This window comes from Cohaesibacter marisflavi (assembly GCF_900115225.1).
GTDB lineage: Bacteria > Pseudomonadota > Alphaproteobacteria > Rhizobiales > Cohaesibacteraceae > Cohaesibacter > Cohaesibacter marisflavi.
On record NZ_FOVR01000007.1, the window covers coordinates 48,584 to 71,463 of the forward strand.

Below are 22,880 nucleotides of genomic sequence, written 5' to 3' on the forward strand. Positions count from 1 at the left end.
TCGCATTCCGTCTTTTAAAGACCAAGAAAAAGGCCGGGTTATTAAACCCGGCCTTTTGAATAATGGCTTCTGGATTGAAGCGATGTGCCTGAGAAGCAGAGCTGTCGCTCTTATTCTTCGTCGTCCTCATCTTTGGATGATGGCTGGAAGTTGGCAAAGACCGAAGCGGCATCCGGGATCGCTTCTTCGTCTTCAGCAGGCTTCTGAGTTGGTTTGAAGTTGCCGAACGGATCAGCTGCAGGCGCCAGAGATTCTTCAGGCGACAACAGGGTCGGATCCTGCTGATATTCCTGCTGGGCAGGGGCATCGGCTGCAGATTTCTTCACTTCCAGATCGAGGTCAAGCTGTTTACAGATGCCCAGAGTAACCGGGTCCATCGGTGTCAGCTGGCCGGAGTTCCAATGGGTCCGGTTGCGGATGGCTTCAATGGTCGGCTTTGTGGTGCCGACCAGACGCACGATCTGCTGATCTTTCAGTTCCGGATGATTGCGCACCAGCCAGAGAATCGCATTGGGGCGGTCCTGACGCTTGGATACCGGCGTATAGCGCGGGCCACGACGCTTGGGCTCGGGCACGGTAACTTTCGGTGGTGCCAGTTTCAACCGATATCTTGGCTCATTCTGGGCTTTCTCAATTTCTTCACGGGTCAACTGACCGGTCATGATGGGGTCCATGCCCTTGATACCCTGGGCGGCCTCTCCATCTGCGATCGCTTTGACTTCCAGTGGATGCAATTTGCAGAAAGCAGCAATCTGGTCGAAAGACAACGCCGTGTTATCGACCAGCCAAACTGCGGTTGCTTTCGGCATCAATGGTGCATTCGACATGGTACATCCTCATTGTAGCTTGACCGGGAATATCCTTCCAGATCAGCCTCTCAAGATTCGTTAGAATTGACAGGGAATGATGGGACTATACTTGCATTGGGGTCAATGCGCAAACAAGAAAACGTCCCTAATTGTAGTTTAGGGACGTTTTGGGTTGTTTTTTACCCTCAATTCTCGCGGTTATTCGACGAGTCTGAGATTGCTCAACTCGGATGCGATATTCTGGAATACCTTGGTTAAGTCCGAGGCATTGCTTACGCTTTTGTACCATTCAGCCTTGCTGGCGCAGCCCTTGAGCATGTTTGCTGTCGAGACGGAGGGGGAGCCGAAGTAGATTGTGAAGATCTTTATCTTTCTGGCCTTGTCCGAAATGGCATCCTTGGCCGCTTGGCAAGCCTCGGTGGTGCGCTTGTTCATTTCGGCGACAATTGAGGATGAGCCGGAAATGCGACCGTCACTATACCAGCCATAGGCATGATAATAGTTGTTGTAATAGGTGTTGTTGCCATCCGTCATGATGATGAGAGCCTTGATATTTTCTTCATCATCATAGGCGCGCCCTTGCGTATAAGGAGCTTGAGGCGAGAGTAGGCGCAGCCCCCAGATGGTGCCCATATGGATGTTGGTTGCACCGTTGGCCCGCATGGTGGAGATGTGGCTCTCAACAGCGGCCGTGTCATGGGTTAGCGGCATGATGCGCGGCATGTCGCACCAGTAGTTGGGGCCGTAGTTACTTTTTCTGATCGTCTGATTGAAATAGTAGCCGTAGGCTAGTTTTTCTGCATAGGTCTGTCCGTTCGCCCAATCGTCGCGCGGCAAGTAATAATCGTTGCTCCAAGTGGAGCGCCTGCTGTTATATTTTTCGCGACGATCCGGGTGGAAAAATGGCACGAAATAACTATCTGGCTCATTCGCGTTCGGTGTTGAATCCCTGATATCCAGCGGATGCGGGCGCGCTTCCACACAGCCTGCCCATTTGATCTGTTGGTGCGTGTAGGGGTCCTTGAGGGTGGCGAACAGAGAAAGGCGGTTGGAGTTGGGCGGATGGTTTTTGCCGTTGATGGAGGAGACGCCATTCTGGTCGATCCATTGGACTTGCTTCCAGTCCTTGCCGTCAAGGCCAGCTGTGAGGCGCACCATCTGCGTAAAGGGGACCAATCCGAAGCTCAGGGATTCTTCATCCTGTTTCTTCTCATCCAGAATTTCGATCAGTTCTTTTGAAGCATCTTTCAGAGCCTCAATTCTGGTCTTTGATCCCGCACTGCTAGCCATGGAACCCGAGTTGTCCAGTACCATGACGACTTCTAGTGTTTTGTTGCCCGCGACCGTTTTCGACGTGACCGTGAAATCGATATTGTCGATATTGGCGAACTGCATCAGGGTCATTTGTGTCGAGCCAGATGCCCAGACTTGCAGGGAAGTCGGGTTATCCTGAATATCGATCTTGTCGATTTTGATATTGCTGTCTTTGGGGCCGTTGGCAGACACATAGGCCGAGATCAGGTCGGAGATGTCTTTTTCATCCAGCGCACCGATTTGCTTGACCGCTGCGAGGGTTGCCGCATCCAGGGCATCTTGGGCTTCTGAGCGAGCCAAGGCTGCACGTGCATAGTCGATAGCGGCGCCCAGCATCATGATGATGGGGAGAAGCGAAAGGACGAAGATGATAGCAATCGCGCCGCTCTGGTCACGACTGAAAGAGCGTTTGCCTTTCTGTTCTTCTTGCCTCGGGCTGGAGGAAGAGGTGGCAGAAAACAGCGTGTCGAGATGGCAGCGAGAAACGATGCGCGCAAAAGTATGCATGGCCTATCCTGTTTGGGCACTCCCCGATGCCCTATGGGGAAAATCGCTTCCTACTAAACCGGACAGGCCTTACCAATTCATTGCAAATTGATCGCAATAGATGGTGCGGCGGCGTCTTCTTTCGATTGGCGTTAACAAAGGCTTAAAATAGCTTGCCCCCATCGCCAGATGGCAGCGATGAGGGCATGATTGGTGCAGGCAAAGGGCGGAATTGAGCCGTTACAATTCCAGCATGATCTTGCCGATATGGCTGGAGCTTTCCATCAATTCATGCGCTTTTACGGCTTCTTCGAAGGGGAAGCATTTGTAGATCTGAGGTTTGACCAGACCACACCGGAGCAGCTGCCAAACCTCCATGCGGAGTTCCTTGGCGATGTCAGCCTTGACCGCATCGGACCGGGCTCGAAGCGTGGAGCCTGTGTGGATGAGGCGCTTCATCATCAATCGGCGGAAATCTGCTTCCACGACCCCGCCATTGAGGAAGGCAATCTGGACGATGCGTCCTTCTTCCGCTGCGACGACGTAGTTTTTAGAGATGTAATCGCCGCCAACCATGTCAAGAATGACATTCACGCCCTTGCGGTTTGTCCAATTCTTGATTTCGGTGACGAAATCCTGAGTCTTGTAGTTGATTGCGAGATCTGCCCCCGCATCGAGACAGGCCTGACATTTCTCATCGCTGCCAGCCGTAACTGCGACTTTGGCGCCAAAGGCCTTGCCTAGCTGAATGGCCGTGAGGCCGATGCCTGAAGAGCCGCCATGGACCAGCAGGGTTTCTTCGGCGTGCAGCTTGCCACGCTGGAATACATTGTGCCAGACGGTGAAAATATTCTCTGGCATGCTGGCCGCTTCGGTGAAGCTCCAGCCCTTGGGGATTTCCAGGGCACTGCCTGCATGAGCGAGGCAATATTCTGCATAACCTCCGCCTGAGACCAGAGCCGCGGCGCTATCACCCACTTTCCAGTCTGTGACATTGGCGCCCACTTTTACGATTTCTCCGGCGACTTCCAGTCCCAGAATGTCGGATGCGCCCGGAGGGGGCGGATAGTTGCCCGCCCTCTGGATGCAGTCAGGACGGTTCACTCCGGCTGCCTTGACCTTGATCAGTATCTGGTCGTCTGCGGGGGTGGGAACGGGGCGGGTGATGACTTGGAGCTTTTCCGGTCCTCCCGGCTCAGAGGCTATGATGGCTTTCATTTCCGTTGCGTCCTGCATGATCATTCCTGTCTGACTGGAGTTTTGTGACATTGTGTCATTTCTAGCGGATATTCTCTATCTAGGGAATGCGCTCAATGGCTTAAAGGCTTGAAGCTGCAGGGTTGGCCTAAGGGGTAGGCTGGATCGGAAGTTGAAGTTTTAAAGTATAAAATTTTGATGTCGATGTATTTATAAGGTTTTATTGAAAATAATTTTGTTTGGTTGTGATTAAATTTGTTCTCTATTTGGTTGTGGGAAGGAAAAATTTTAAATTAACAAAAAATTAATCATTATATGTGTAAAGTATAGTATCCATGATTTATGGATTTCGAGTGGCTCCTGTCACTCTGTTTGACGCCTCCCTGTTAACTCCTGAGAGCCGCTCTTGCGGCTCTTTTTTTGTGTGTCGAATTTTATCAACCGGTATTCAGGTAATGCATGGGGTGTCCTTTCTTTTTCTTTCAGGCCCCGCAACTGATGCGTTAGTGAATTGTTAACCAATTGAATTAGCTTTTATTTTCTCACCGCCTGTTTTTGCTGGAATCGTGTAAAATCACAACTGTCTCATTATGGAGCTGTTTGTGTCTTGTTTTGGTGATGCTTGGTGTGACCGGTTAGGCCGTTTGGTTTTATGCGATCGGCGGGAATCATTGGCTCCGTGAGATCGTTTCTGCTAAAGTCAGCACGTTACCTGACCAAATTGGCTTGTTTTTAGCGGTCTGGGCATCTGTCAAGATTGCAAAATGTCGATGGCATGGTTTGTGCTTGTTATTCTGCGAAATGACAATTTGGTGTAATGTCTGTTTGAATTTGACACATCGGACATGGTAGGCATGACCAGGCATTTGGAGGTCACATGAACGACAAGCGTAAGCAAACGAATATAACGGCTCCGGTTTCCTTTGGAGCAAAGCTTGCAGATTCCGATAGTTTTAAAACCCTGTTTCGCGATGGTATGGCGCTGGTAGAAGAAGCCGCCGATTATCTGGACGGGGAAGGGCGCGCTGAGGCAAAGAGCCTGCCGAGGGTCGCTTCTCTTGCCTATGCTACCGAATCCATGCGGCTGACAACGCGCCTGATGCAGATGGCATCCTGGTTGCTTCTGCAGCGCGCCGTCAATGAAGGCGAAATGACGCTGGAGCAGGCCGGGCAGGAAAAGAACAAGGTTCGCCTGCATGGGCTTTCTTCTTCCAAGGACAGCCCGGGGTGGGATGAACTGCCGCCGCGTCTGCGCGATCTGATCGAACAGTCCATGCACATGCAGAAACGCATCCGGCATCTTGACGAGGTTATCTACTCCAAGCGTGATGCGGAAGAGACGAGAGAAGACATTGTACAGGCCAATCCGGTTGGCGACCAGATCGGTATGATCGCGAATGCCTTTGCTGCTAGAGCTGCCGAATAGGCCGCTGTTACAAAATCAATAGTAAATCAAAAAGGGGTGTCAAATTGGCGCCCCTTTTGTTTTGCCTTGAAACACTGTTCTTTGCCTGTTGCTGATGGGCCCAGCCTTATCCTGTCTTTCAGACAAAAAGAAAACCCGATGCCGGATGACATCGGGTTTTCAAATGCACAACAAATGCGGCTGACTGGCTTAGGCGCCCAGGAAGCCTGCGAATTTGTCTTTGAAGCGGGAAACGCGGCCACCACGGTCGAGCAGCTGGTTGGTAGAACCAGTCCATGCAGGATGGGAGGTTGGATCAATGTCCAGGTTCAGGGTATCCCCTTCGGAACCATAGGTGGAGCGAGTCATGAATTCGGTGCCATCGGTCATGACAACTTTGATCGTGTGGTATTCAGGATGGATATCTTTTTTCATCGTCAGGACGTCCTTAGGGTCAACCGGCCTGCAACAGGATACATCCTTTTGCCTGCGGCCAATCTGAATTGAGGTTCGGAATATGCCTGGCTGAAACCGGCCACCATATTCTATGGTTCCGGTATGATGCGACCACGTGGGCTAAGCGATCAAGCGGAACCAAAAAGCTAGGCTGCGGGCGGGCTCGCCACACAGCCATCAAAATAATTTGCGTTCGTATACCGCAGTGCGTTGAGTTATACAAGCCTGTTCCCTACTTTGAGGGTGAAAAAAGCTTATTCCTTCTTCGATTTCCTGCTTGTTGCGAGCATTTCTTTTATGGGAGCGCCTTTATGACCGAGTCCAATTCCCAATCCAGGGTTCGATTCCAGCCTTTGCGGCGGCTGGCGCCATTTGCCTGGAAATATAAAGGGCTCGTTTTGGCGGCTCTTGCTTCGCTTGTTGTTGCCTCTCTGGCGACGTTGTCCCTGCCGATTCTCGTGCGGGGATTTGTTGATCGGGGCATCTCCGAGAATAACATCGCCGACGTGAATCATTACACCGCGTTGCTTGTTCTGGCTGTGGTCGTGCTCGCGCTCATGTCCGCCAGTCGCTATTATTTCGTGATCATTCTGGGGGAGCGCGTGGTCAATGATCTGCGCACGGCTGTTTTCGCCAAGCTGACGCTGCTCTCGCCGGCATTCTATGATCGGGTGCGCAGCGGCGAGATTGTCTCGCGCCTGACGGCAGACGCCACCCAGATTCGCTCAGCCGTCGGGGCATCTGCCTCCATGGCCCTGCGGAATTTCTTGTTGTTTGCCGGAGCGGCTGTGATGATGGTGGTCACAAGTCCGCGCATGTCTCTGCTGGTGCTGGGGGCGATTCCCTTCATTGTCATTCCGCTGGTGCTGTTGGGGCGTTGGGTGCGCAGGCGACAGCGCTTTGCGCAGGATCGGTTGGCTGACAGCTCGGCCTTTGCCACGGAGGCTATCGGGTCCATGCGTATCTTGCAGTCATTCACACAGGAGGAACGGGCCAAATCCGTTTTCAGCAGTAATATTGAAGCCGCCTTCGGCGCGGCGCGGGCTTCTGTCCGAGCAAGGGCCGTGCTGACGGCTTTTGCCTTTTTTGTCATCTTTACCTCGATCGTGGCGGTGCTCTGGTATGCGGCCCATGATGTGACAGCCGGGCGGCTTTCTGCTGGCGCGCTTAGCCAGTTCGTTATCTATTCCACCATGGCTGCTGCTGGCCTTGGCGGCATGAGCGAGGTCTGGGGTGAGATATCGCAGGCGTCCGGTTCTGCCGAGCGGCTGTTTGAGTTGCTGGACGAGCCGGTGCTGGTGAAAAATGCCCAAGTGGTGAGCCCTCTGGTCACGGCATCCAACCTGTCGGTCGCATTCGAGGGGGTGGATTTTCACTATCCCTCATCAGAAGAGCGGACAGTTCTCTCGGCGCTCTCCTTTGCCATTGCTGGCGGAGAGACGGTGGCCATCGTTGGGCCATCCGGTGCTGGCAAGACGACGGTCTTCCAGCTGCTGATGCGCTTTTATGATCCCGAGAGAGGGCGCATTTTGCTTGGTGGACAACCCATAGGGGGGCTGGATCTCAATGCCCTGCGCAGCGCCATCGCGCTGGTGCCGCAGGAGCCAGTGATTTTCGCCATGTCGATTGCCGACAATATCGCCATGGGGCGGGAAGGGGCCGAGCGCGAAGCCATTATCGAGGCAGCCAGAGCAGCGCATGCCCATGACTTCATTGCGCAATTGCCCGAGGGCTATGACACCATGGTCGGGGAGCGCGGGGTGACGCTCTCGGGCGGTCAGAGACAGCGTTTGGCCATCGCACGGGCGATCCTCAAGGATGCGCCTATTTTGCTGCTGGATGAGGCCACAAGCGCTCTGGATGCGGAAAGCGAGCGCTATGTGCAGTTGGCCCTTGCCGACCTGATGAAAGGGCGCACGACGATTGTCATTGCCCACCGTCTGGCAACGGTAAAGAAGGCTGATCGTATTCTAGTGCTTGAAGGCGGAGCGCTGGTGGAGCAGGGCACCCATGACAGTCTTGTCACCGCAGGCGGGCTTTATGCCCGTCTGGCACAGTTGCAATTTGGCATGGATGATCTAGGACATGATCTGGATGCCCCATAATGGGGCATCTTTGCCTGTTATCGCTGGGTTAGCTTGAATTCGATGCGGCGGTTCTTGCGCAGGGCTTCGTCCGATTCGCCTTCTTCAAGCGGTTGGAACTCGCCAAAGCCTGCGGCTACGAGACGCTCTGGCGGCACGCCCTTGGAAATCAGATATTTGACAACCGAAATGGCGCGGGCAGAAGACAGCTCCCAGTTGGAAGGGAAGCGGGCGCTGTTGATAGGGCGGTTATCCGTATGGCCGTCGACGCGCAACACCCAGTCGATCTCTTCTGGAATATCCTGAATCAGTTCTAGAAGGGCCTCTGCCACATGGTCGAGTTCCTGCTCGCCTTCCGCTTTCATGCGATCTTCGCCAGAGGAGAAGAGCACTTCGGACTGGAAGACAAAGCGGTCGCCGACGACGCGGATGTCTGAACGCTGGGAAAGGATTTCCCGCAATCGACCAAAGAAGTCCGAGCGATAGCGTGACAGCTCTTGCACGCGCTGGGCCAGCGCGATGTTGAGGCGTTTGCCAAGGCTGGCGATTTTGGTCTGACTTTCCCTGTCGCGGGTCTCAGAGGCTTCTAGAGCGTCTTCCAGAGCGGCGATCTGGCGTCGCAGGGCAGAGATCTGCTGGTTGAGCAGCTCCACCTGAGCCAGAGCGCGCTGGGAAATGGCTTTTTCACTTTCCAGCTGATTGGTCAGGGACGCAATCTGCCCGCCTGCACTATCCTGATCCCCCTTCTGGGTTTCAAGCTGCATGGCAAAGCGATCACGCACGGCTTCGGCACTGGAAAGGCTGGCCTGAAGGGTCGCTATAGAGCTTTCCATATCCTGCCCGCTGGCGCGTTCCAGCGCGAGCAATTCGGTCAGTTCGGCAATCTGGCTGTTCAGTTCATTGAGCGCCGTGTCCTTGCCGGAGATTTCCTGGCTTAGGAAGAACTGGGCTACCATGAAAACGGTGAGCAGAAAGATGAGCACGAGCAACAAGGTCGCCATGGCATCGACAAAGCCGGGCCAATAGTCGGCTCTTTGTTCACTGCGACGATTACGGGACAGGCCCATCTTACTTCCTCACACATCAATCATGGGCTCGGTGCTTCACGGTGTGAAGGGAGCCCCTGTTGCCTAGTTTTGCCTGTTGGAGCTGGCTTTTGACAGAACGTCATTGAGCTTGACCAGCACATCCTTGACTTCTTCCTGCTGGCTTGCCTGTTGGTCGGCCCATTCGCGCATCAACTGCTGTTCGGAGCGCAAATGTTGTACAAGCCCCTGAATGCCTTCGGCAAGATTGGCCATGGCCGATGTTGCATTGCGCCCGCCGCCGGTTTTGGCCTCTTCACCGGCCTGATCAATCTTGCGAGAGAGTTGTTCGAGCACGGCAACGAGCTGCTCATTGTCGCCATTGCCCAGTGCTTCGCCATAGCTGTTGTCGAGATCTTCGAAATTGATGTCGGTAACGGTTGAGAGCCAGTCTTCCAGATTGGTAAAGAAGCGGGTCTGTGCCTGACTTGCCTGCAGATCAAGGAAACCAAGCACGAGTGAGCCGGAAAGACCAAAGAGCGAGGATGAAAAGGCGGTGCCCATGCCTTGCAATGGCGCTTCAAGCCCCTGTTTGAGATCTTCGAAGATAACGCCCACATCGCTGGAAGCGACCGACAGAGAGCTGATGACGTCGCCCACGGAACTCACCGTTTGCAACAGGCCCCAGAAGGTGCCCAGAAGGCCGAGAAACACCAGAAGACCGGTGAAGTAACGCGACATGTCGCGCGCTTCATCAAGGCGCATGCCAACCGATTCCAGAATGGATCGCATGGTCGAGGTGTTGATCGCCATGCGGCCTACACGGTCCCCCAGCAGGGTGGCCATGGGAGCCAGAAGGATCGGTGGTCTGTCCACTTCCAGCCCCGGATCGCCAAGACGGAAATTGTTGACCCATTTGACTTCGCGAAACAGGCGCACAACCTGACGCAGTGCAAGGAAGATACCGACGATCAGAACGAAAAAGATCATCGCATTCAGAAGCGGGTTGCTCCAGAAAGCTTCAAGGATCTGGCGATACAGGATGATGGGAACAAAGGCGGCTGCGCCAATGAAGATGAGCATGCGCCACAAGTAGCGTTGTGGGCTTGAAAGCTTGTAAGGATCGAGTTCGCTAGACATCATCCGATTCCGGTTACGCGAAAAGCTGGTCAAGAGCTTGACGAAGGGTTAACGCCAAGCTCAAGAACTTTGCCCAATTTCGTCCAATAGTAAAAGGGGTCTTGTGGACTATACACGCAATCAGAGGCAGAAAGATGACGCAAACAAGGGCTTATGCGTGATCCTGAATCTCTTCGGTGGTGTCGGTAAGGGAAATCGGGGTTGCCGCCGAGGCGGAATGTTCGAAGATCCGGGCCTTCTGAATCAGTTGCGCGAGCATGATTCCCGCGATCAGAGCGAGCACGAACAGGAAGCTGGTCGGGTGCCCCAAACCAAGGGCTGGCAGGGATGCGCCCGGGCAAAATCCGCCGATCCCCCAGCCGATGCCGAAGATAGATGAGCCGATCACCAGTTTGCGGTCGATTGTGCGATTGTTTGGGACATTGAAATTCGGCGTAAAGACAGGCTTGCGCAGTTTGCGAAAAATGAGCGCGTAACCGGGCACCGCTATGGTGAGGGCACCCGCCATGACAAAAGCAAGGCTCGGGTCGAAACTGCCTGCAAGATCAAAAAAGTTAAGCACTTTGGCAGGGTTTGCCATGCCCGAGGTGATGATGCCGAGACCAAAGATGGCCCCGATCAAGCCGGCTACCAGATATCGCATGGGGATGTCCTTTAAAAGATATGACGTGTGAGGAAGACCGTCAGGAAAGCAAAGCTCATGAACATGATGACAGCCACGGCTGAGCGGCGCGAAAAGCGCGCAAGGCCGCAGACGCCATGGCCGGAGGTGCAGCCGGAGCCAAAAGTTACGCCGATGCCGGTAATAACCCCGCCAATGATCAGGGCCTCAAGGGAAACAGGCATTTGATAGGCGATGTCGCTGATGGTTGCCTCATATAAGAGAGGAGCGAGAACGGCACCCGTCAGAAAACTTGCTTTCCAGCGCATGTCGCTGCCAAACGGAGGCAGGATACCCGCCAAAATGCCCGTCATGCCCGCGATGCGGCCCCATGAGAGCATGAGCAGAACCGCGGCAAGCCCGATCAGTGTGCCGCCTGCAAAGGAAACCAGAGGGGTGAATTCAGTCACTTGATTTACTCCACGAGGGGAAGGGGGAAGCGAAGCAGATTGGCATTACCATACTTCTTTTATACTTTCTTATATTCGACTTAAGTCAAATTATCGAGCGTTTCCATGATTATTTCGTGGATTTCGAATATTAGTATATTAAGGACCGGTTTGGTGGCATGCATTTCTCTTTGTCACGCTATGAAGGAGGATGGATTTCCATCCTTGACCACCCTTGGGTGTCGAGCAAAGCGCTTCTTTGTCTGAGGGTGGGCACAAAAAAAGACCGCCGATAAGGCGGTCTCTTCTGAATTCTTAAAAGTGAGCTTCGAAATGCGTCCGTGCTGGACTATTTCTTCAGGGTCTTTTCAAGGCGCGTGCGGATGAGCTCATTGCCTGCAATGACAGAGCCATTTTCCAGCATTTTGTCGCCGCCGTTAATGTCCGTTACAAAGCCACCGGCTTCGCGCACCATGATGATGCCTGCTGCGATGTCCCAGGCGTTGAGTGCCTCTTCCCAATAGCCATCAAAGCGGCCAGATGCCACATAGGCCAGATCCAGGGATGCTGCGCCGAGACGACGGATGCCGGAGACGTCTGCCATAACCTTTTCCAGCTGTTCCAGATAAGGCTTGTGCTTGCCACGGCCCAGATGCGGAACGCCGGTGCCGATGACGCAGTCATGGAAGTCGTCACGGGCCGCAACGCGCATGCGACGGTCATTGTAGAAGGCGCCACGGCCGCGCTCTGCGGTGTAGAGATCATCGGTTGCCGGATTGTAGATCACCCCGGCGATGATGCGGCCTTCATGTTCCAACGCAATGGAAATTGCGAACAGGGGAATGCCGTGCAGGAAGTTCGTGGTGCCATCCAGCGGATCGATGATCCAGCGATGGCTCTTGTCGATGCCTTCTTCCTCGCCGCTTTCCTCTCTGAGGAAGCCGAAATTCGGGCGGGCTTTTCTCAATTCATCGGTAATAATTTTTTCCGACTGAAGGTCGGCATTCGAGACGAAATCGCCCGGCCCCTTGCGGGAGACCTGAAGATTTTCCAGTTCGCCGAAATCTCGAGCCAGTCGGCGGCCTGCCTTGAGGGCGGCTTGAACCATAACATTGAGAAGAGCAGAGCGTGCCATTGTCTTTAAGTTCCCAGATAAGCGGCTGGTGAATAATCCTTCCTGCCCGTTTGGCAGCGAAGCGGGTATGCACCATGTAAAACAAGGCGCGTCGACGATTTTACTCAAGCGACGCGCCGTAAGGATTGCAAAGGCCAATCATGATCGGCCAGCTTGACAAGCGAGCTTAGTCAGCGCGCTTCACATATTCAATTTCGTTGGTATCCACGACGATCTTTTCACCGGTGGTGACGAACGGAGGAACCATGCAGCGAACGCCATTTTCGAGCATTGCTGGCTTGTAGGAAGACGACTGTGTCTGGCCCTTGATGGTCGGCTCGGTTTCGGTCACTTCCAGAGTTACCTGATCAGGCAGGTCGATGCCGATCGGTTTTTCTTCATACAGTTCCACAACAACAGGCATGCCGTCCTGCAGGAATGCGGCGCGTTCGCCGACAAAATCCTTGTTCAATTCGAGCTGTTCGTAGGAAACGGTATCCATGAATACCAGATTGTCACCTTCTTCATAGAGGAATGTGAAATCCTTTTGCTCAAGACGCACGCGTTCAACGGTTTCACTGGCGCGGAACCGTTCGTTGAGTTTGCGGCCGTCGAGAAGGTTTTTCAGCTCAACCTGAGCGAATGCACCGCCTTTGCCTGGCTTGACTGCATTCACTTTCACCGCGACCCAGATCGTGCTCTGATGTTCGATTACGTTGCCAGGACGGATTTCGTTGCCATTGATCTTCATAACAAACCATCTTGCTGACAGGACGCGAGACGTGAACGGCTGCAGCGATCCTGTAAAAATGCCATAGGGTGAAAAGGCCCCGTACGGATCAAATCGAGAATGATCTTCGGGGCAGGTGGCCCTGTAGGACCATATTCAGGGGGTATTTGCAAGGCTTTTGGCAGAGTTTCCGGCTAAAAACTACCTTAAGTCTTTCAATTTTGGTAAATTTGCTCTCATATTTGATGCCGGAAGCGAGAATGGCTACCAAAGGGTATGCGTCTTGAGGGCATTTATTGCCAATTGCTTTTCCTTATCGGGCAGCTCTTGGAAAAACTTCTCGAGCCAATCATCGCTTTTGCCAGCTCGCTTGGACAAAAGATAGTATTTTGCCGCATCGATCGGATCTGCCGGCTGGCCATAGCCACGCGCCAGAATGCGAGCAAGGCGGTTCTGCGCAAGAATGCTGCCTGCATCGGCAGCCTGTTTGAGCCATGCTCGGGCGGCGGAAAAATCTTGGCGAACGCCCTTGCCCTGAAACAGCATCAGGCCAAATTCCAGTTGTGCATCCAGAAACCCGCCCTGTGCGGCGCGCTGCATCCAATAGGCGGCCTGATCAAGGTTGGGTGCAGGGAAGAAATCGGACTGATAAAGATTGGCCAATGTATATTGTGCAGCTGCGACACCTTGCTGGGCAGCCTTTGTCAGCAGATCCATCGCCTTTGTGATGTCTCTCTCAACCAGCTGGCCGCGCAGATAAAGTAGCCCCAGATTGAACTGGGCATTTTTCTGGTTTTGCTCGGCTGCCTTCCGGAAGTAGGTGAGAGCCTTGTCGAGATTTTTCTCAACGCCCTGTCCCTGCGCATAGAGCAGACCGATGTTGAACTGGGCTTCCCTGTCGCCTCGGTCGGCGGCAAGTTCAAACCAGTTTGCGGCTTCCTTCAGATCCTGCTCGACGCCGGTCCCTTTCAGATATAGCTCTCCGAGCAATGTCTGGGCGTGCATGTCATCCATACCGGCCAGCTTTGTGGCAAGCGCAAAAGCTGTGAGATAGAAACCACGCTGGTAGGCCGAATAGGCCGACGTTTTCTTCAGCACAAAGCGGGGCACATCGAACGGATTGCTCGGATCGGTAATCGATGCAGAGCCATCAAACACATAAGGCACTTTCGAGCCGTCTTTCGGTGCGGCCCCGATTGGCGTTGTCAGTTGCTCGCCGGCTGCAGCTGGAGAGAAGAGCTCCGGGGAAGGGTCTGACGCCCATGCGGGGGTCATACACAGCGTCAGGGCTGATGCAAGCGATGCATTCAGACATTTGCGCGAGAAAGCGCGGATAGTCAATCGGCTTGCGCTTGGCGCAGCATTCAGTTTGGAAAGCATGACCATGTAATCTGACGTCGTTTGCTGTGGGCTATCCGTGTGCCCGTTAGGCTTTTGTTTGGCAACCAAATTCGGCCATTCTGTGTCGCTCTCATCTTTGCGGGATGAGAGGTTGACTCAGGATTGTTCCTTGGCGCCTTCTGCAAGCAGGGTACATGCTTCGTTTACTGCAACCTGCGGACCGGCTTCATGGTCCCAGATGGCTTCGCGCAGGGCGATGAACTCAATGCCCATGGCCGAGACCTTTGCGCATTCGGAAAGATCAGAGCCGCCGATAATCACCGCGGGCACCTCGAACAGGGTGGACCACCAGTCGGCCATATCCAGCGACTTTTCATGAATCGTCTCCATGGTTGGCGCGTCCAGGCGGCCAAACATGATATAGTCGATACCGCTTTCGCCAATTTCCATGGCGGTGTGGCGCTTGTTGCCGCCTTCTGCACCGAGCATGAAGCGATTGGCATAGTCTTCCGCACCATTCTGAATATCGGTAAGATCACCGTCAATATGCAGGCCGTCACATTTGGTGCGGCCAGCGACGCGGGAATCGCCGCGCAAGACCACGGCGATGTCATGCTTTTGTGCCATCGGTGCGATGGTCTGGGTGATTTTCTGCAGTTCGTTGTCGTTATTCGTTTCGCAATCGATCAACAAGGCTGCGATGTCGCCCCCATCCATGGCGGCTTGCAATTGGGCCGGGAATGTCTCCAGATCAATGTGCCTTGGGGTAACGAGATAAATCTGGGTGGGCTCCATGATGTGACCTATCGATGGTTGGACGGTTTATGCGCTTCGCTTTCATATCTCGCAAAAGTGGGTCTGTTGCAAGGGCGCGAAAGCTTTGAGAAATAAAAAATGCGCCAATCGCGAGATCGGCGCACCTTTTTGATCATTGGGAACGGGGCAAATACCCCATTAATCAGGCTTTGAGAACTTCAACACCCGGAAGAGCCTTACCTTCCATCCATTCGAGGAATGCCCCACCAGCGGTGGAGATGTAGGAGAAGTCATCATAAACGCCAGCATGGTTGAGCGCGGAAACCGTGTCACCACCGCCGGCAACAGAGGTCAGCTTGCCTGCTTTGGTTTCTTCAGCGGCTGCCTGTGCGGCAGCAACGGTTGCGGTGTCGAATGGTTCGATTTCGAACGCGCCGAGCGGGCCATTCCAGACAACGGTGTTGGCTTTCTTGATCCATGCAACAACGGCTTCAACAGACTTAGGACCAACGTCGAGCATCATGCCGTCAGCCGGGATGCTGTCCACGTCGAGCACTTCGTGCGGAGCGTTGGCAGCGAATTCCTTGGCGACCAGAGCGTCGGTTGGCAGGACGATTTCACAGCCAGCTTTTTCAGCTGCGACGAGAATGCGTTTTGCGGTTTCGGCCAGATCATGTTCGCAAAGGGATTTGCCAACGTCTTTGCCCTGGGCTGCCAGGAAGGTGTTGGCCATGCCGCCGCCGATAACCAGACCGTCAACTTTGCTGACGAGGTTTTCGAGCAGGTCGATCTTGGTGGAAACCTTTGCTCCGCCGACTACAGCCAGAACCGGACGGTTTGGCGTGCCCAGAGCGGCATCAAGAGCTTCGAGTTCCTGCTGCATGGTGCGACCGGCAACTGCTGGCATATGGTGGCACAGGCCTTCGGTGGAAACGTGCGCACGGTGGGAAACGGAGAATGCGTCTGCTACGAGTAGGTCGCCATTGGCACCCAGCTGTGCAGCAAATTCAGGATCGTTCTTTTCTTCGCCTTTGTAGTAGCGGGTGTTTTCCAGAACGAGAACGTCGCCGTTGGCCATGTTGTCGATGGCAGCCTTGGCAACATCGCCGATGCAGTCTTCTGCAAAGCCAACAGGCATCTTGAGGGCTTTGGACAGCGCCGGAACAACCTGCTTGAGGCTCATTTCCGGAACCTTTTCGCCCTTGGGACGACCAAAGTGAGCAAGGATGATGACCTTGCCGCCTTTTTCGGAAATTTCGGAAAGGGTCGGTACGATGCGGTCGATACGGGTGGTATCGGTGACTTCGCCATCTTTCATCGGGACGTTCAGGTCAACGCGAACGAGCACGCGCTTGCCGCTCAGTTCTACATCATCAAGGGTTTTGAAATTCGCCATTGGATGATCCTACAGTCTGGCCGAGCCATGTCGGCTGTGTGTCTGATAAAAGCCTCTCGGTCCTTTTTAGGCCGGAAAAGGCTTCAGGTCGGTGCCCTACCCATGGTGCCTGTTGCAGGCGCGGCATGTCTGCCGCTCATGAAGTAGAAAAGGCGCTGTTCCCGGACTAAAAACCGCTAGTCCGGTTTTGTCTCTAAAACAGCGCCTTTGAAAATTTCACATTCTGCCGGATTGCTCCGGCAGAAAAGGCTGTCATCAATTACTTGATGAGTTTAGCCATTGCGACTGCAGTGTCGCCCATGCGGTTGGAGAAGCCCCATTCGTTGTCGTACCAGCTCAGGATACGAACCATGCGGCCATCCATGACTTTGGTCTGATCCATGTGGAAGATGGAAGAGTGGCTGTCATGGTTGAAGTCGGAAGAAACGTTTGGCAGATCGGTGTAACCCAGAACGCCAGCCAGTTTGCCGTCGGCAGCAGCCTTGATTGCTGCGTTGACTTCTTCAACAGTGGTGTCTTTTTTGGCTTCGAATACCAGGTCGACAACAGATACGTTCGGGGTAGGAACGCGGATTGCAACGCCGTCCAGTTTGCCAGCCAGTTCTGGCAGAACCAGACCAACAGCTTTAGCAGCACCGGTAGAGGTTGGGATCATGGACAGAGCAGCAGCGCGTGCGCGATACAGATCTTTGTGCATGGTGTCGAGGGTAGGCTGGTCACCAGTGTAGGAGTGAATGGTGGTCATGAAGCCTTTTTCGATGCCAACAGCTTCGTTCAGTGCGTAAGCAACTGGAGACAGGCAGTTGGTGGTGCAGGATGCGTTGGAAACAACCAGGTCATCTGCAGTCAGGGAGTCGTGGTTGACGCCGAAAACGATGGTTTTGTCAGCGCCTGCTGCAGGAGCAGAAACCAGAACGCGTTTTGCACCAGCGGTCAGGTGCATGGAAGCTTTTTCCTTGGCGGTGAAGATACCGGTGCATTCCATTGCAACGTCAACACCCAGTTCGCCCCAAGGCAGTTCTTCAGGGTTGCGGATGGCGGTTACCTTGATCGGGCCACGGCCTACGTCAATGGTGTCGCCGTCAACGGTAACGGTGCCAGGGAATTTGCCATGTACAGAGTCGAAACGTACGAGGTGAGCGTTGGTTTCAACCGGGCCAAGGTCGTTGATAGCAACAACTTCGATATCGGTACGGCCGGATTCGATGATAGCACGAAGCACGTTACGGCCAATACGACCGAAACCATTGATCGCCACTTTTACAGTCATGACTTTCTCCTGATTTAGCCGGCACTTTTTCTTATCGAGCCGGTCTTGCACTTAGATCAACTTGATGAACGCGTGATATAAGAGGGTTTATGTCCGCGCCTTGATCGATCTCATATTAGGTGGACAATATACTTTTGTCGTATGACAATTCAACATCGCTGTTAAGCGAATTGGCAGAAAAAATCATTTTTTTCCTGCCAATCAGGTGCACTTTATGAGTATTTACGCTTATTTTAGGCGTTCGACAACCTTTGCGACAACATTGTCGGAGGTGATGCCGAATTTTTCGTACAGCTCTTTATAAGGGCCGGAAGCGCCGAAGCTGTCCATACCAACAAAGATGCCGTCCGAGCCGATAAAGCGATCCCATCCCATGCGAAGGGCAGCTTCAATGCCAACTTTGACCTTGGCTTCGCCCAGAATATCTTTCTTATACTCTTCTGACTGCGCTTCGAAAAGCTCAAAGCATGGTACAGAGACCACGCGGGCCAGAATATCCTGCTCTGCCAATGCTGCTTGTGCAGCCATGGCGATTTCAACTTCAGAGCCGGAAGCAAAGATAGATACGTCAGCGTCGCCATCGCAGTCAGACAGAACATAGGCACCGCGTCCGCAGAGATTTTCTTCGGAATATTCGGTGCGATATGGTGTCAGACCCTGGCGGGTCAGTGCCAGAGAGCTTGGGTTCTTGTCTGACTTGATCGCCAGTTCCCAGCATTCTGCTGTTTCCATCGCGTCTGCAGGACGGAAGACCTGCATATTCGGGATGGCGCGCAGGGAAGCAAGGGTTTCAACCGGCTGATGGGTTGGACCATCTTCGCCAAGACCGATGGAATCATGGGTCAACACATAGATGACCCGCTGTTCCATCAGAGCTGACAGACGCATCGCACCACGCATATAGTCGGCAAAGACCAGGAAGGTCCCGCTATAAGGAATGACACCGCCATGCAGAGCCATGCCGTTCATGGCAGAGGCCATGCAATGCTCACGAATACCCCAGTTCATGTAGCGACCGGAGAAATCGTCAGGCGTGACCGATTCGGTCGACGGGGTCTTGGTGTTGTTGGAACCGGTGAGGTCGGCAGAGCCGCCAATGGTTTCCGGCACGGCTTCGGTGATGACGTTGAGTGCCATTTCGGAAGCTTTGCGGGTTGCCACATTCTTTGGTTCTTCAGCCAGAGACTTCTTGTAAGCTGCCATGGCATCTTCGAAGCCGGATGGCAGATCGCCACGCATGCGGCGTTCGAACTCTGCTCGGACTTCAGAATCTGCAGCTTCCAGTCGCTTTTGCCATTCTTTGTGGGCCTGCGCGGCATTGAGGCCGGCAATGCGCCATGCATCACGAATGTCAGCAGGCAGCTCAAACGGTGCACAATCCCAGCCGAGCGCTTCGCGGGTGGCCGCGATTTCATCTGCGCCCAAGGGAGCCCCGTGCACCTTGTTGGTGCCAGCCTTGTTGGGAGAGCCAAATCCGATCACTGTCTTACAGTCGATCATGGTCGGCTTGTCGCTCTTCTGAGCTTCCTCAATGGCCTCGGCGATGGCCGCCTGGTCATGACCATCAACGCTGATGGTGTTCCAGTTGCTGGCCTTGAAGCGTGCATGCTGGTCGGTCGAGTCGGAGACGCTGACATTGCCATCGATGGTGATGTTGTTGTCGTCCCACAGCAGCACAAGCTTGTTGAGCTTGAGATGACCTGCCAATGCGATGGCTTCCTGAGAGATGCCTTCCATAAGGCACCCGTCACCAGCCATGACATAGGTCCGGTGGTTGACAAGGTCGTCACCGAATTTGGCTGACAAAAGTCTTTCCGTGATCGCCATGCCGACGGCATTGGCGATGCCCTGACCCAGCGGGCCGGTTGTCGTTTCGATGCCTGCAGCATGACCAAATTCAGGATGGCCTGCCGTTTTGGCACCCAACTGACGGAAGTTGGCCAAATCCTCAATGGACATGTCTTCATATCCCAGCAAATGCAGCAGGGAATAAAGCAGCATCGAACCGTGGCCGCCAGACATCACGAAACGATCGCGGTCAGCCCATTTGGGGCTGGTAGGATCAAATCTCATGAATTTGGTGAAAAGAACGGTAGCAACGTCCGCTGCACCCATTGGAAGGCCAGGGTGTCCGGAGTTTGCTTTCTCAACGGCATCCATTGAAAGAAAGCGGATCGCATGCGCCATGCGAGTCTGTTTATCCATGTTGTTCATGAACTCTGCTTCTGGATGTTGTTCAATGCCTACGACTTGGAAATAAAATAGAATTGTCCATCGTCGTGTCTACAATCGAACGCAATCTGGTTAAACAGGAACTGCCTTGCCACTTAGCAAGCCCGGCAGACAGAGGCGTTTTACAAACGCCCTGACATTTAACATCAAGGGGATGAGAGTCAATGCGCCCGAAAGGGCAATCCGCCAAAACAGCAGAATATGCATGATATACGGGCTAGTTTTATTCGTCTGTGGACTTGGACTGTTGAAGAGTTGGGGCCATTGACGAAGTTAGATTATGTCTCCTAGATTTAAATCATATAAGGATTCTTGCGTGGTTTGCCAGTCTGATTCTGTTCATCTATGACTGTTTTCTCCTCGCAAATCCAATGCCCGGTTGCTTAATGCTTGATGGTTCCGCTTGGGGGAAACGACGCTGGAAGCATCTTCGACTTGGTAAAAACAAAGTTTCCGGTTATCTGTAAGCCGGTTTTGTAGCGTCTGGCGCAGCTGGGGGAGAGACTATCCGGTTTTGATATCTCTTCTGGCCGCAGCCGGTAGCAAGGCTGGAAGACAAGGAAAACGGGCCGTTTCGTGTGAGTTTGGGGGCTATATGAGTGAGAATGCGCGCGTAGAGGCGGCTTTGGGCAGACTCGACAGGGCGATTGAGACACTGTCGCAATCGGTTGACAAGAGACAGACCAGAGAGCTGTCGGTCAAGGCCCTGCAGGATGATCTGCAACGCTTGACGCAAGAGCGATCGGAGCTGACAGGCTCGCTGGAGAAGCAGAAGAAGCGTACCGAGAAGCTGGAAGGGGCTAGTGAAGAAGTGTCCCGTCGGCTCGGTGCAGCAATGGAATCAGTCCGGGCCGTTTTGGACCGGCATGGTGGATGACATGCGTGGTCAGCCACAAAGGTCGGCTGGAGTAAAAGATGGTTCAAGTCAGTGTCAGCATTAACGGGCGTGCCTACCGGATGGCCTGTGAAGATGGGCAGGAAGAGCACCTGCTGGCATTGTCGCGGCGTTTTGACGCCATGATCGAGCAGTTGAAGGAAAGCTTTGGTGAAATTGGTGATCAACGCCTGACTGTTATGGCCGGAATTATGGCGATGGACTTGCTGGCTGAAGCGGATGGCAAGGTCAAGGCCCTCAATGAAGAGATTTCGGCCTTGCGGGATGCACGCTCAGCGGTGATGGAAAAATCCGAAGGGGATCAGGAAGCTCTGGCGGAAAGAATCGACAAGGCGTCCGAACAGTTGGAGAAATTGTCGAAAGTTCTGCTTGAAAGCTAATGAGATAACAATCGCACTGGAAATTCGATAGCAATTCCTCTATATATGGAAAGCTTGCTGCACTTCGCGTTAGATGCAACTTTTCCTCGGGGCCTTAAAGATCCGAACGGGAGCTGGCGCTGATCTGGACCGTGGTCCGTTTCAACTGGCACCCACCTGTAATTCAGGTGTCCCAGGATCATGAAAGCGTCGACGGTCGTTGCGGCTTCAGTTTTGGAGCGGCGGTCCTTTTTTGGACTTGCCGCTCTTTTACAATAAGTTGGTAATCGACCGATGGACGACGTAGCAACAAGAGACCGCAAGCGGGAAGCAAGGCGCCAGATGCGCGCATTCAGAAATGCTATTCCCGCCGAACAGCATGCTGTCGCAAGCAAGCAGATCTGTAACAATCTCATCAATTATCTGGATTGGGATAAGGTGCCTGATAATGGCTGTGTCGGCCTGTTCTGGCCGGTTCAGTCCGAGGTCGATGTCTCTTTGCTCCAGCAGCCCTTGCGTGACAAAGGATTAAAGCTTGCACTACCAGTGACTGTCGGGGCGACGGGCATGATCTTCCGGCGCTGGGATGATGGGGCGGAACTGGTTGATGCAGGCTACGGCACAGTTGGGCCAAAGGTTGATGCGCCGGAGGTTTTTCCGGACTGTCTCCTGATGCCCCTCTTGGCCTTTGATGCCCAATGCAACCGCTTGGGATATGGTGCGGGTCATTATGATCGCTATATTTCCGAACGCATCATCCAGAATTCCCGACCTTATCTGGTGGGGCTGGCTTTTGCCTTGCAGCAACTGGACAAGATACCCGTTGGAGAGTATGACCTTCCGCTAGATGCTATTTTGACTGAAAAAGAAATTGTTGTTCCGGCCTGATTGAGAGACAGAGCCGGTTAGATTGAGCGGGAATTCATGCGACTGCTGTTTATTGGAGACATTGTTGGACGGTCCGGGCGGGCTATTGTTGAAGAAAAACTTCCGGGGCTGATCGAGCAATATGGTCTCGATTTCGTCGTGATCAACGGCGAGAATGCAGCAGGTGGCTTCGGCATCACCGAAACAATTGTGCAAAATCTGGTCGATGCGGGCGCTGATGTCATCACCACAGGCAACCATGTCTGGGACCAGCGCGATGCCATGGTCTATTGCGAGCGCCAGCCGGCCTTTCTGCGTCCGATCAACTTTCCCAAAGGCGTTCCGGGCAAGGGCGCCAATCTCTACCATGCCCGCAATGGCGCTTCTGTGCTGGTCATGAATGCCATGGGCCGGGTCTATATGGATGCGCTCGATTGCCCGTTTCATGCAGTGGACAAGGCGCTTGCCGATTGCCCTATGGGCGAATTTGCTGACGCGATCATCCTTGATTTTCATGCTGAAGCGACGTCCGAGAAACAGGCTATGGGCTATTTTTGCGATGGCCGCGTCAGTATGGTGGTGGGCACCCATACCCATACCCCAACCTCTGATCATCGGATTTTGCCAACTGGCACGGCCTATCTGACCGATGCTGGCATGTGCGGTGATTATGATTCCGTGCTCGGCATGGACAAGGAAGAGCCCATTCAGCGTTTTCTGCGCAAGGTTTCTTCTTCGCGCTACACGCCAGCTCTTGGGGCGGCAACCCTTTGTGGTTTTGCAGTTGATACAGATGATCGCACCGGACTGGCGCTGGCAGCCGAACCTGTGCGGATCGGTGGCCAATTGTCCCGCCATATCCCGAGTTTCTGGGAAAAGAGCGGGAATTGAACCAAACTAACCAGTCTCGTGCGCCAAGGTCACTTGATCTTTGCCGCCATAGTGTGGCATGAC

At 53.8% G+C, this 22,880-nt stretch carries 21 protein-coding genes and 1 other RNA gene; 7 read left to right on the forward strand and 15 right to left on the reverse strand.

The window, feature by feature from the left end:
* Positions 1 to 110 precede the first annotated feature (110 nt).
* From BM258_RS13815 to BM258_RS13825, 3 genes are all read right to left on the reverse strand, one after another.
* Positions 111 to 827 (reverse strand): DUF1013 domain-containing protein, encoded by a 717-nt coding sequence (locus BM258_RS13815; protein ID WP_090073237.1) that lies wholly within the window; start codon positions 825 to 827, stop codon positions 111 to 113.
* A 180-nt stretch (positions 828 to 1,007) separates the two neighbouring features.
* Positions 1,008 to 2,630, reverse strand: a complete 1,623-nt coding sequence (locus tag BM258_RS13820; protein WP_090073239.1) for a TadE/TadG family type IV pilus assembly protein — start codon at positions 2,628 to 2,630, stop codon at positions 1,008 to 1,010.
* A gap of 219 nt (positions 2,631 to 2,849) precedes the next feature.
* The gene (locus BM258_RS13825) at positions 2,850 to 3,878 is read right to left on the reverse strand and encodes an NAD(P)H-quinone oxidoreductase (protein WP_407062727.1); all 1,029 of its coding nucleotides are present in this window, start codon (positions 3,876 to 3,878) and stop codon (positions 2,850 to 2,852) included.
* 805 nt (positions 3,879 to 4,683) lie between these two features.
* On the opposite strand from BM258_RS13825, the gene rcdA reads away from it, so the two are divergent.
* Complete coding sequence (gene rcdA / locus BM258_RS13830; RefSeq protein ID WP_090073241.1) at positions 4,684 to 5,232, forward strand: protease adaptor protein RcdA; 549 nt, start codon at positions 4,684 to 4,686, stop codon at positions 5,230 to 5,232.
* A gap of 189 nt (positions 5,233 to 5,421) precedes the next feature.
* Here the strand turns inward: rcdA and rpmE are convergent, their stop codons facing one another.
* Entirely contained in the window at positions 5,422 to 5,646 is a 225-nt protein-coding gene (gene rpmE, locus BM258_RS13835) for a 50S ribosomal protein L31 (protein WP_090073243.1), read from the reverse strand.
* 332 nt (positions 5,647 to 5,978) lie between these two features.
* Between rpmE and BM258_RS13840 the strand changes: the two genes are divergently transcribed.
* Positions 5,979 to 7,772, forward strand: coding sequence for an ABC transporter transmembrane domain-containing protein (locus tag BM258_RS13840; RefSeq protein WP_090073244.1), 1,794 nt, complete (start codon positions 5,979 to 5,981; stop codon positions 7,770 to 7,772).
* Positions 7,773 to 7,789: 17 nt separating this feature from the next.
* On the opposite strand, the gene BM258_RS13845 is transcribed toward BM258_RS13840, so the two are convergent.
* From BM258_RS13845 to tkt, 11 genes are all read right to left on the reverse strand, one after another.
* Positions 7,790 to 8,818 (reverse strand): peptidoglycan -binding protein, encoded by a 1,029-nt coding sequence (locus BM258_RS13845; protein WP_090073246.1) that lies wholly within the window; start codon positions 8,816 to 8,818, stop codon positions 7,790 to 7,792.
* A gap of 63 nt (positions 8,819 to 8,881) precedes the next feature.
* Positions 8,882 to 9,916, reverse strand: a complete 1,035-nt coding sequence (locus BM258_RS13850) for a flagellar motor protein MotA (protein ID WP_090073496.1) — start codon at positions 9,914 to 9,916, stop codon at positions 8,882 to 8,884.
* Between the two features lie 151 nt (positions 9,917 to 10,067).
* Positions 10,068 to 10,559, reverse strand: coding sequence for a DUF6691 family protein (locus BM258_RS13855; protein ID WP_139229278.1), 492 nt, complete (start codon positions 10,557 to 10,559; stop codon positions 10,068 to 10,070).
* Between the two features lie 11 nt (positions 10,560 to 10,570).
* Positions 10,571 to 10,987, reverse strand: coding sequence for a YeeE/YedE family protein (locus tag BM258_RS13860; RefSeq protein WP_090073247.1), 417 nt, complete (start codon positions 10,985 to 10,987; stop codon positions 10,571 to 10,573).
* A gap of 328 nt (positions 10,988 to 11,315) precedes the next feature.
* On the reverse strand, positions 11,316 to 12,101 hold the full coding sequence (locus tag BM258_RS13865) for an inositol monophosphatase family protein (protein ID WP_090073249.1): 786 nt from the start codon (positions 12,099 to 12,101) through the stop codon (positions 11,316 to 11,318).
* A 166-nt stretch (positions 12,102 to 12,267) separates the two neighbouring features.
* Entirely contained in the window at positions 12,268 to 12,831 is a 564-nt protein-coding gene (gene efp / locus BM258_RS13870) for an elongation factor P (RefSeq protein ID WP_090073251.1), read from the reverse strand.
* A gap of 243 nt (positions 12,832 to 13,074) precedes the next feature.
* Positions 13,075 to 14,190, reverse strand: a complete 1,116-nt coding sequence (locus BM258_RS13875) for a tetratricopeptide repeat protein (RefSeq protein WP_175528071.1) — start codon at positions 14,188 to 14,190, stop codon at positions 13,075 to 13,077.
* Positions 14,191 to 14,307: 117 nt separating this feature from the next.
* Positions 14,308 to 14,946, reverse strand: coding sequence for a thiamine phosphate synthase (locus BM258_RS13880; RefSeq protein WP_090073255.1), 639 nt, complete (start codon positions 14,944 to 14,946; stop codon positions 14,308 to 14,310).
* 163 nt (positions 14,947 to 15,109) lie between these two features.
* Positions 15,110 to 16,303, reverse strand: coding sequence for a phosphoglycerate kinase (locus BM258_RS13885; protein ID WP_090073256.1), 1,194 nt, complete (start codon positions 16,301 to 16,303; stop codon positions 15,110 to 15,112).
* Between the two features lie 259 nt (positions 16,304 to 16,562).
* Complete coding sequence (gene gap / locus BM258_RS13890; RefSeq protein WP_090073258.1) at positions 16,563 to 17,573, reverse strand: type I glyceraldehyde-3-phosphate dehydrogenase; 1,011 nt, start codon at positions 17,571 to 17,573, stop codon at positions 16,563 to 16,565.
* 228 nt (positions 17,574 to 17,801) lie between these two features.
* Positions 17,802 to 19,787: a transketolase gene (gene tkt, locus BM258_RS13895; RefSeq protein WP_090073260.1), complete on the reverse strand. Its 1,986-nt coding sequence runs from the start codon at positions 19,785 to 19,787 to the stop codon at positions 17,802 to 17,804.
* 613 nt (positions 19,788 to 20,400) lie between these two features.
* On the opposite strand from tkt, the gene BM258_RS13900 reads away from it, so the two are divergent.
* The 5 genes from BM258_RS13900 to BM258_RS13920 all read left to right on the forward strand — a co-directional run bounded on the left by BM258_RS13900 (position 20,401) and on the right by BM258_RS13920 (position 22,817).
* Positions 20,401 to 20,682, forward strand: a complete 282-nt coding sequence (locus tag BM258_RS13900; RefSeq protein ID WP_090073262.1) for a DUF4164 family protein — start codon at positions 20,401 to 20,403, stop codon at positions 20,680 to 20,682.
* Between the two features lie 38 nt (positions 20,683 to 20,720).
* On the forward strand, positions 20,721 to 21,080 hold the full coding sequence (locus BM258_RS13905; RefSeq protein WP_090073264.1) for a cell division protein ZapA: 360 nt from the start codon (positions 20,721 to 20,723) through the stop codon (positions 21,078 to 21,080).
* Positions 21,081 to 21,131: 51 nt separating this feature from the next.
* Positions 21,132 to 21,292, forward strand: a non-coding RNA gene (ssrS, locus tag BM258_RS13910) — 6S RNA.
* Between the two features lie 61 nt (positions 21,293 to 21,353).
* A complete protein-coding gene (locus BM258_RS13915) occupies positions 21,354 to 21,947 on the forward strand; it encodes a 5-formyltetrahydrofolate cyclo-ligase (protein WP_090073266.1) in 594 nt (197 codons plus the stop codon).
* Between the two features lie 36 nt (positions 21,948 to 21,983).
* Entirely contained in the window at positions 21,984 to 22,817 is an 834-nt protein-coding gene (locus BM258_RS13920) for a TIGR00282 family metallophosphoesterase (RefSeq protein ID WP_090073268.1), read from the forward strand.
* The last annotated feature ends 63 nt before the right edge of the window (positions 22,818 to 22,880 follow it).

What these genes read in the sequence shown, in the direction of transcription:
- BM258_RS13815 (WP_090073237.1), bottom strand. Translation starts at nt 827, where the DNA reads ATGTCGAATGCACCATTGATGCCGAAAGCAACCGCAGTTTGGCTGGTC.
- BM258_RS13820 (WP_090073239.1), bottom strand. Translation starts at nt 2,630, where the DNA reads ATGCATACTTTTGCGCGCATCGTTTCTCGCTGCCATCTCGACACGCTG.
- BM258_RS13825 (WP_407062727.1), bottom strand. Translation starts at nt 3,878, where the DNA reads ATGTCACAAAACTCCAGTCAGACAGGAATGATCATGCAGGACGCAACG.
- rcdA (WP_090073241.1), top strand. Translation starts at nt 4,684, where the DNA reads ATGAACGACAAGCGTAAGCAAACGAATATAACGGCTCCGGTTTCCTTT.
- rpmE (WP_090073243.1), bottom strand. Translation starts at nt 5,646, where the DNA reads ATGAAAAAAGATATCCATCCTGAATACCACACGATCAAAGTTGTCATG.
- BM258_RS13840 (WP_090073244.1), top strand. Translation starts at nt 5,979, where the DNA reads ATGACCGAGTCCAATTCCCAATCCAGGGTTCGATTCCAGCCTTTGCGG.
- BM258_RS13845 (WP_090073246.1), bottom strand. Translation starts at nt 8,818, where the DNA reads ATGGGCCTGTCCCGTAATCGTCGCAGTGAACAAAGAGCCGACTATTGG.
- BM258_RS13850 (WP_090073496.1), bottom strand. Translation starts at nt 9,916, where the DNA reads ATGTCTAGCGAACTCGATCCTTACAAGCTTTCAAGCCCACAACGCTAC.
- BM258_RS13855 (WP_139229278.1), bottom strand. Translation starts at nt 10,559, where the DNA reads ATGCGATATCTGGTAGCCGGCTTGATCGGGGCCATCTTTGGTCTCGGC.
- BM258_RS13865 (WP_090073249.1), bottom strand. Translation starts at nt 12,101, where the DNA reads ATGGCACGCTCTGCTCTTCTCAATGTTATGGTTCAAGCCGCCCTCAAG.
- efp (WP_090073251.1), bottom strand. Translation starts at nt 12,831, where the DNA reads ATGAAGATCAATGGCAACGAAATCCGTCCTGGCAACGTAATCGAACAT.
- BM258_RS13875 (WP_175528071.1), bottom strand. Translation starts at nt 14,190, where the DNA reads ATGCTTTCCAAACTGAATGCTGCGCCAAGCGCAAGCCGATTGACTATC.
- BM258_RS13880 (WP_090073255.1), bottom strand. Translation starts at nt 14,946, where the DNA reads ATGGAGCCCACCCAGATTTATCTCGTTACCCCAAGGCACATTGATCTG.
- BM258_RS13885 (WP_090073256.1), bottom strand. Translation starts at nt 16,303, where the DNA reads ATGGCGAATTTCAAAACCCTTGATGATGTAGAACTGAGCGGCAAGCGC.
- gap (WP_090073258.1), bottom strand. Translation starts at nt 17,573, where the DNA reads ATGACTGTAAAAGTGGCGATCAATGGTTTCGGTCGTATTGGCCGTAAC.
- tkt (WP_090073260.1), bottom strand. Translation starts at nt 19,787, where the DNA reads ATGAACAACATGGATAAACAGACTCGCATGGCGCATGCGATCCGCTTT.
- BM258_RS13900 (WP_090073262.1), top strand. Translation starts at nt 20,401, where the DNA reads ATGAGTGAGAATGCGCGCGTAGAGGCGGCTTTGGGCAGACTCGACAGG.
- BM258_RS13905 (WP_090073264.1), top strand. Translation starts at nt 20,721, where the DNA reads ATGGTTCAAGTCAGTGTCAGCATTAACGGGCGTGCCTACCGGATGGCC.
- BM258_RS13915 (WP_090073266.1), top strand. Translation starts at nt 21,354, where the DNA reads ATGGACGACGTAGCAACAAGAGACCGCAAGCGGGAAGCAAGGCGCCAG.
- BM258_RS13920 (WP_090073268.1), top strand. Translation starts at nt 21,984, where the DNA reads ATGCGACTGCTGTTTATTGGAGACATTGTTGGACGGTCCGGGCGGGCT.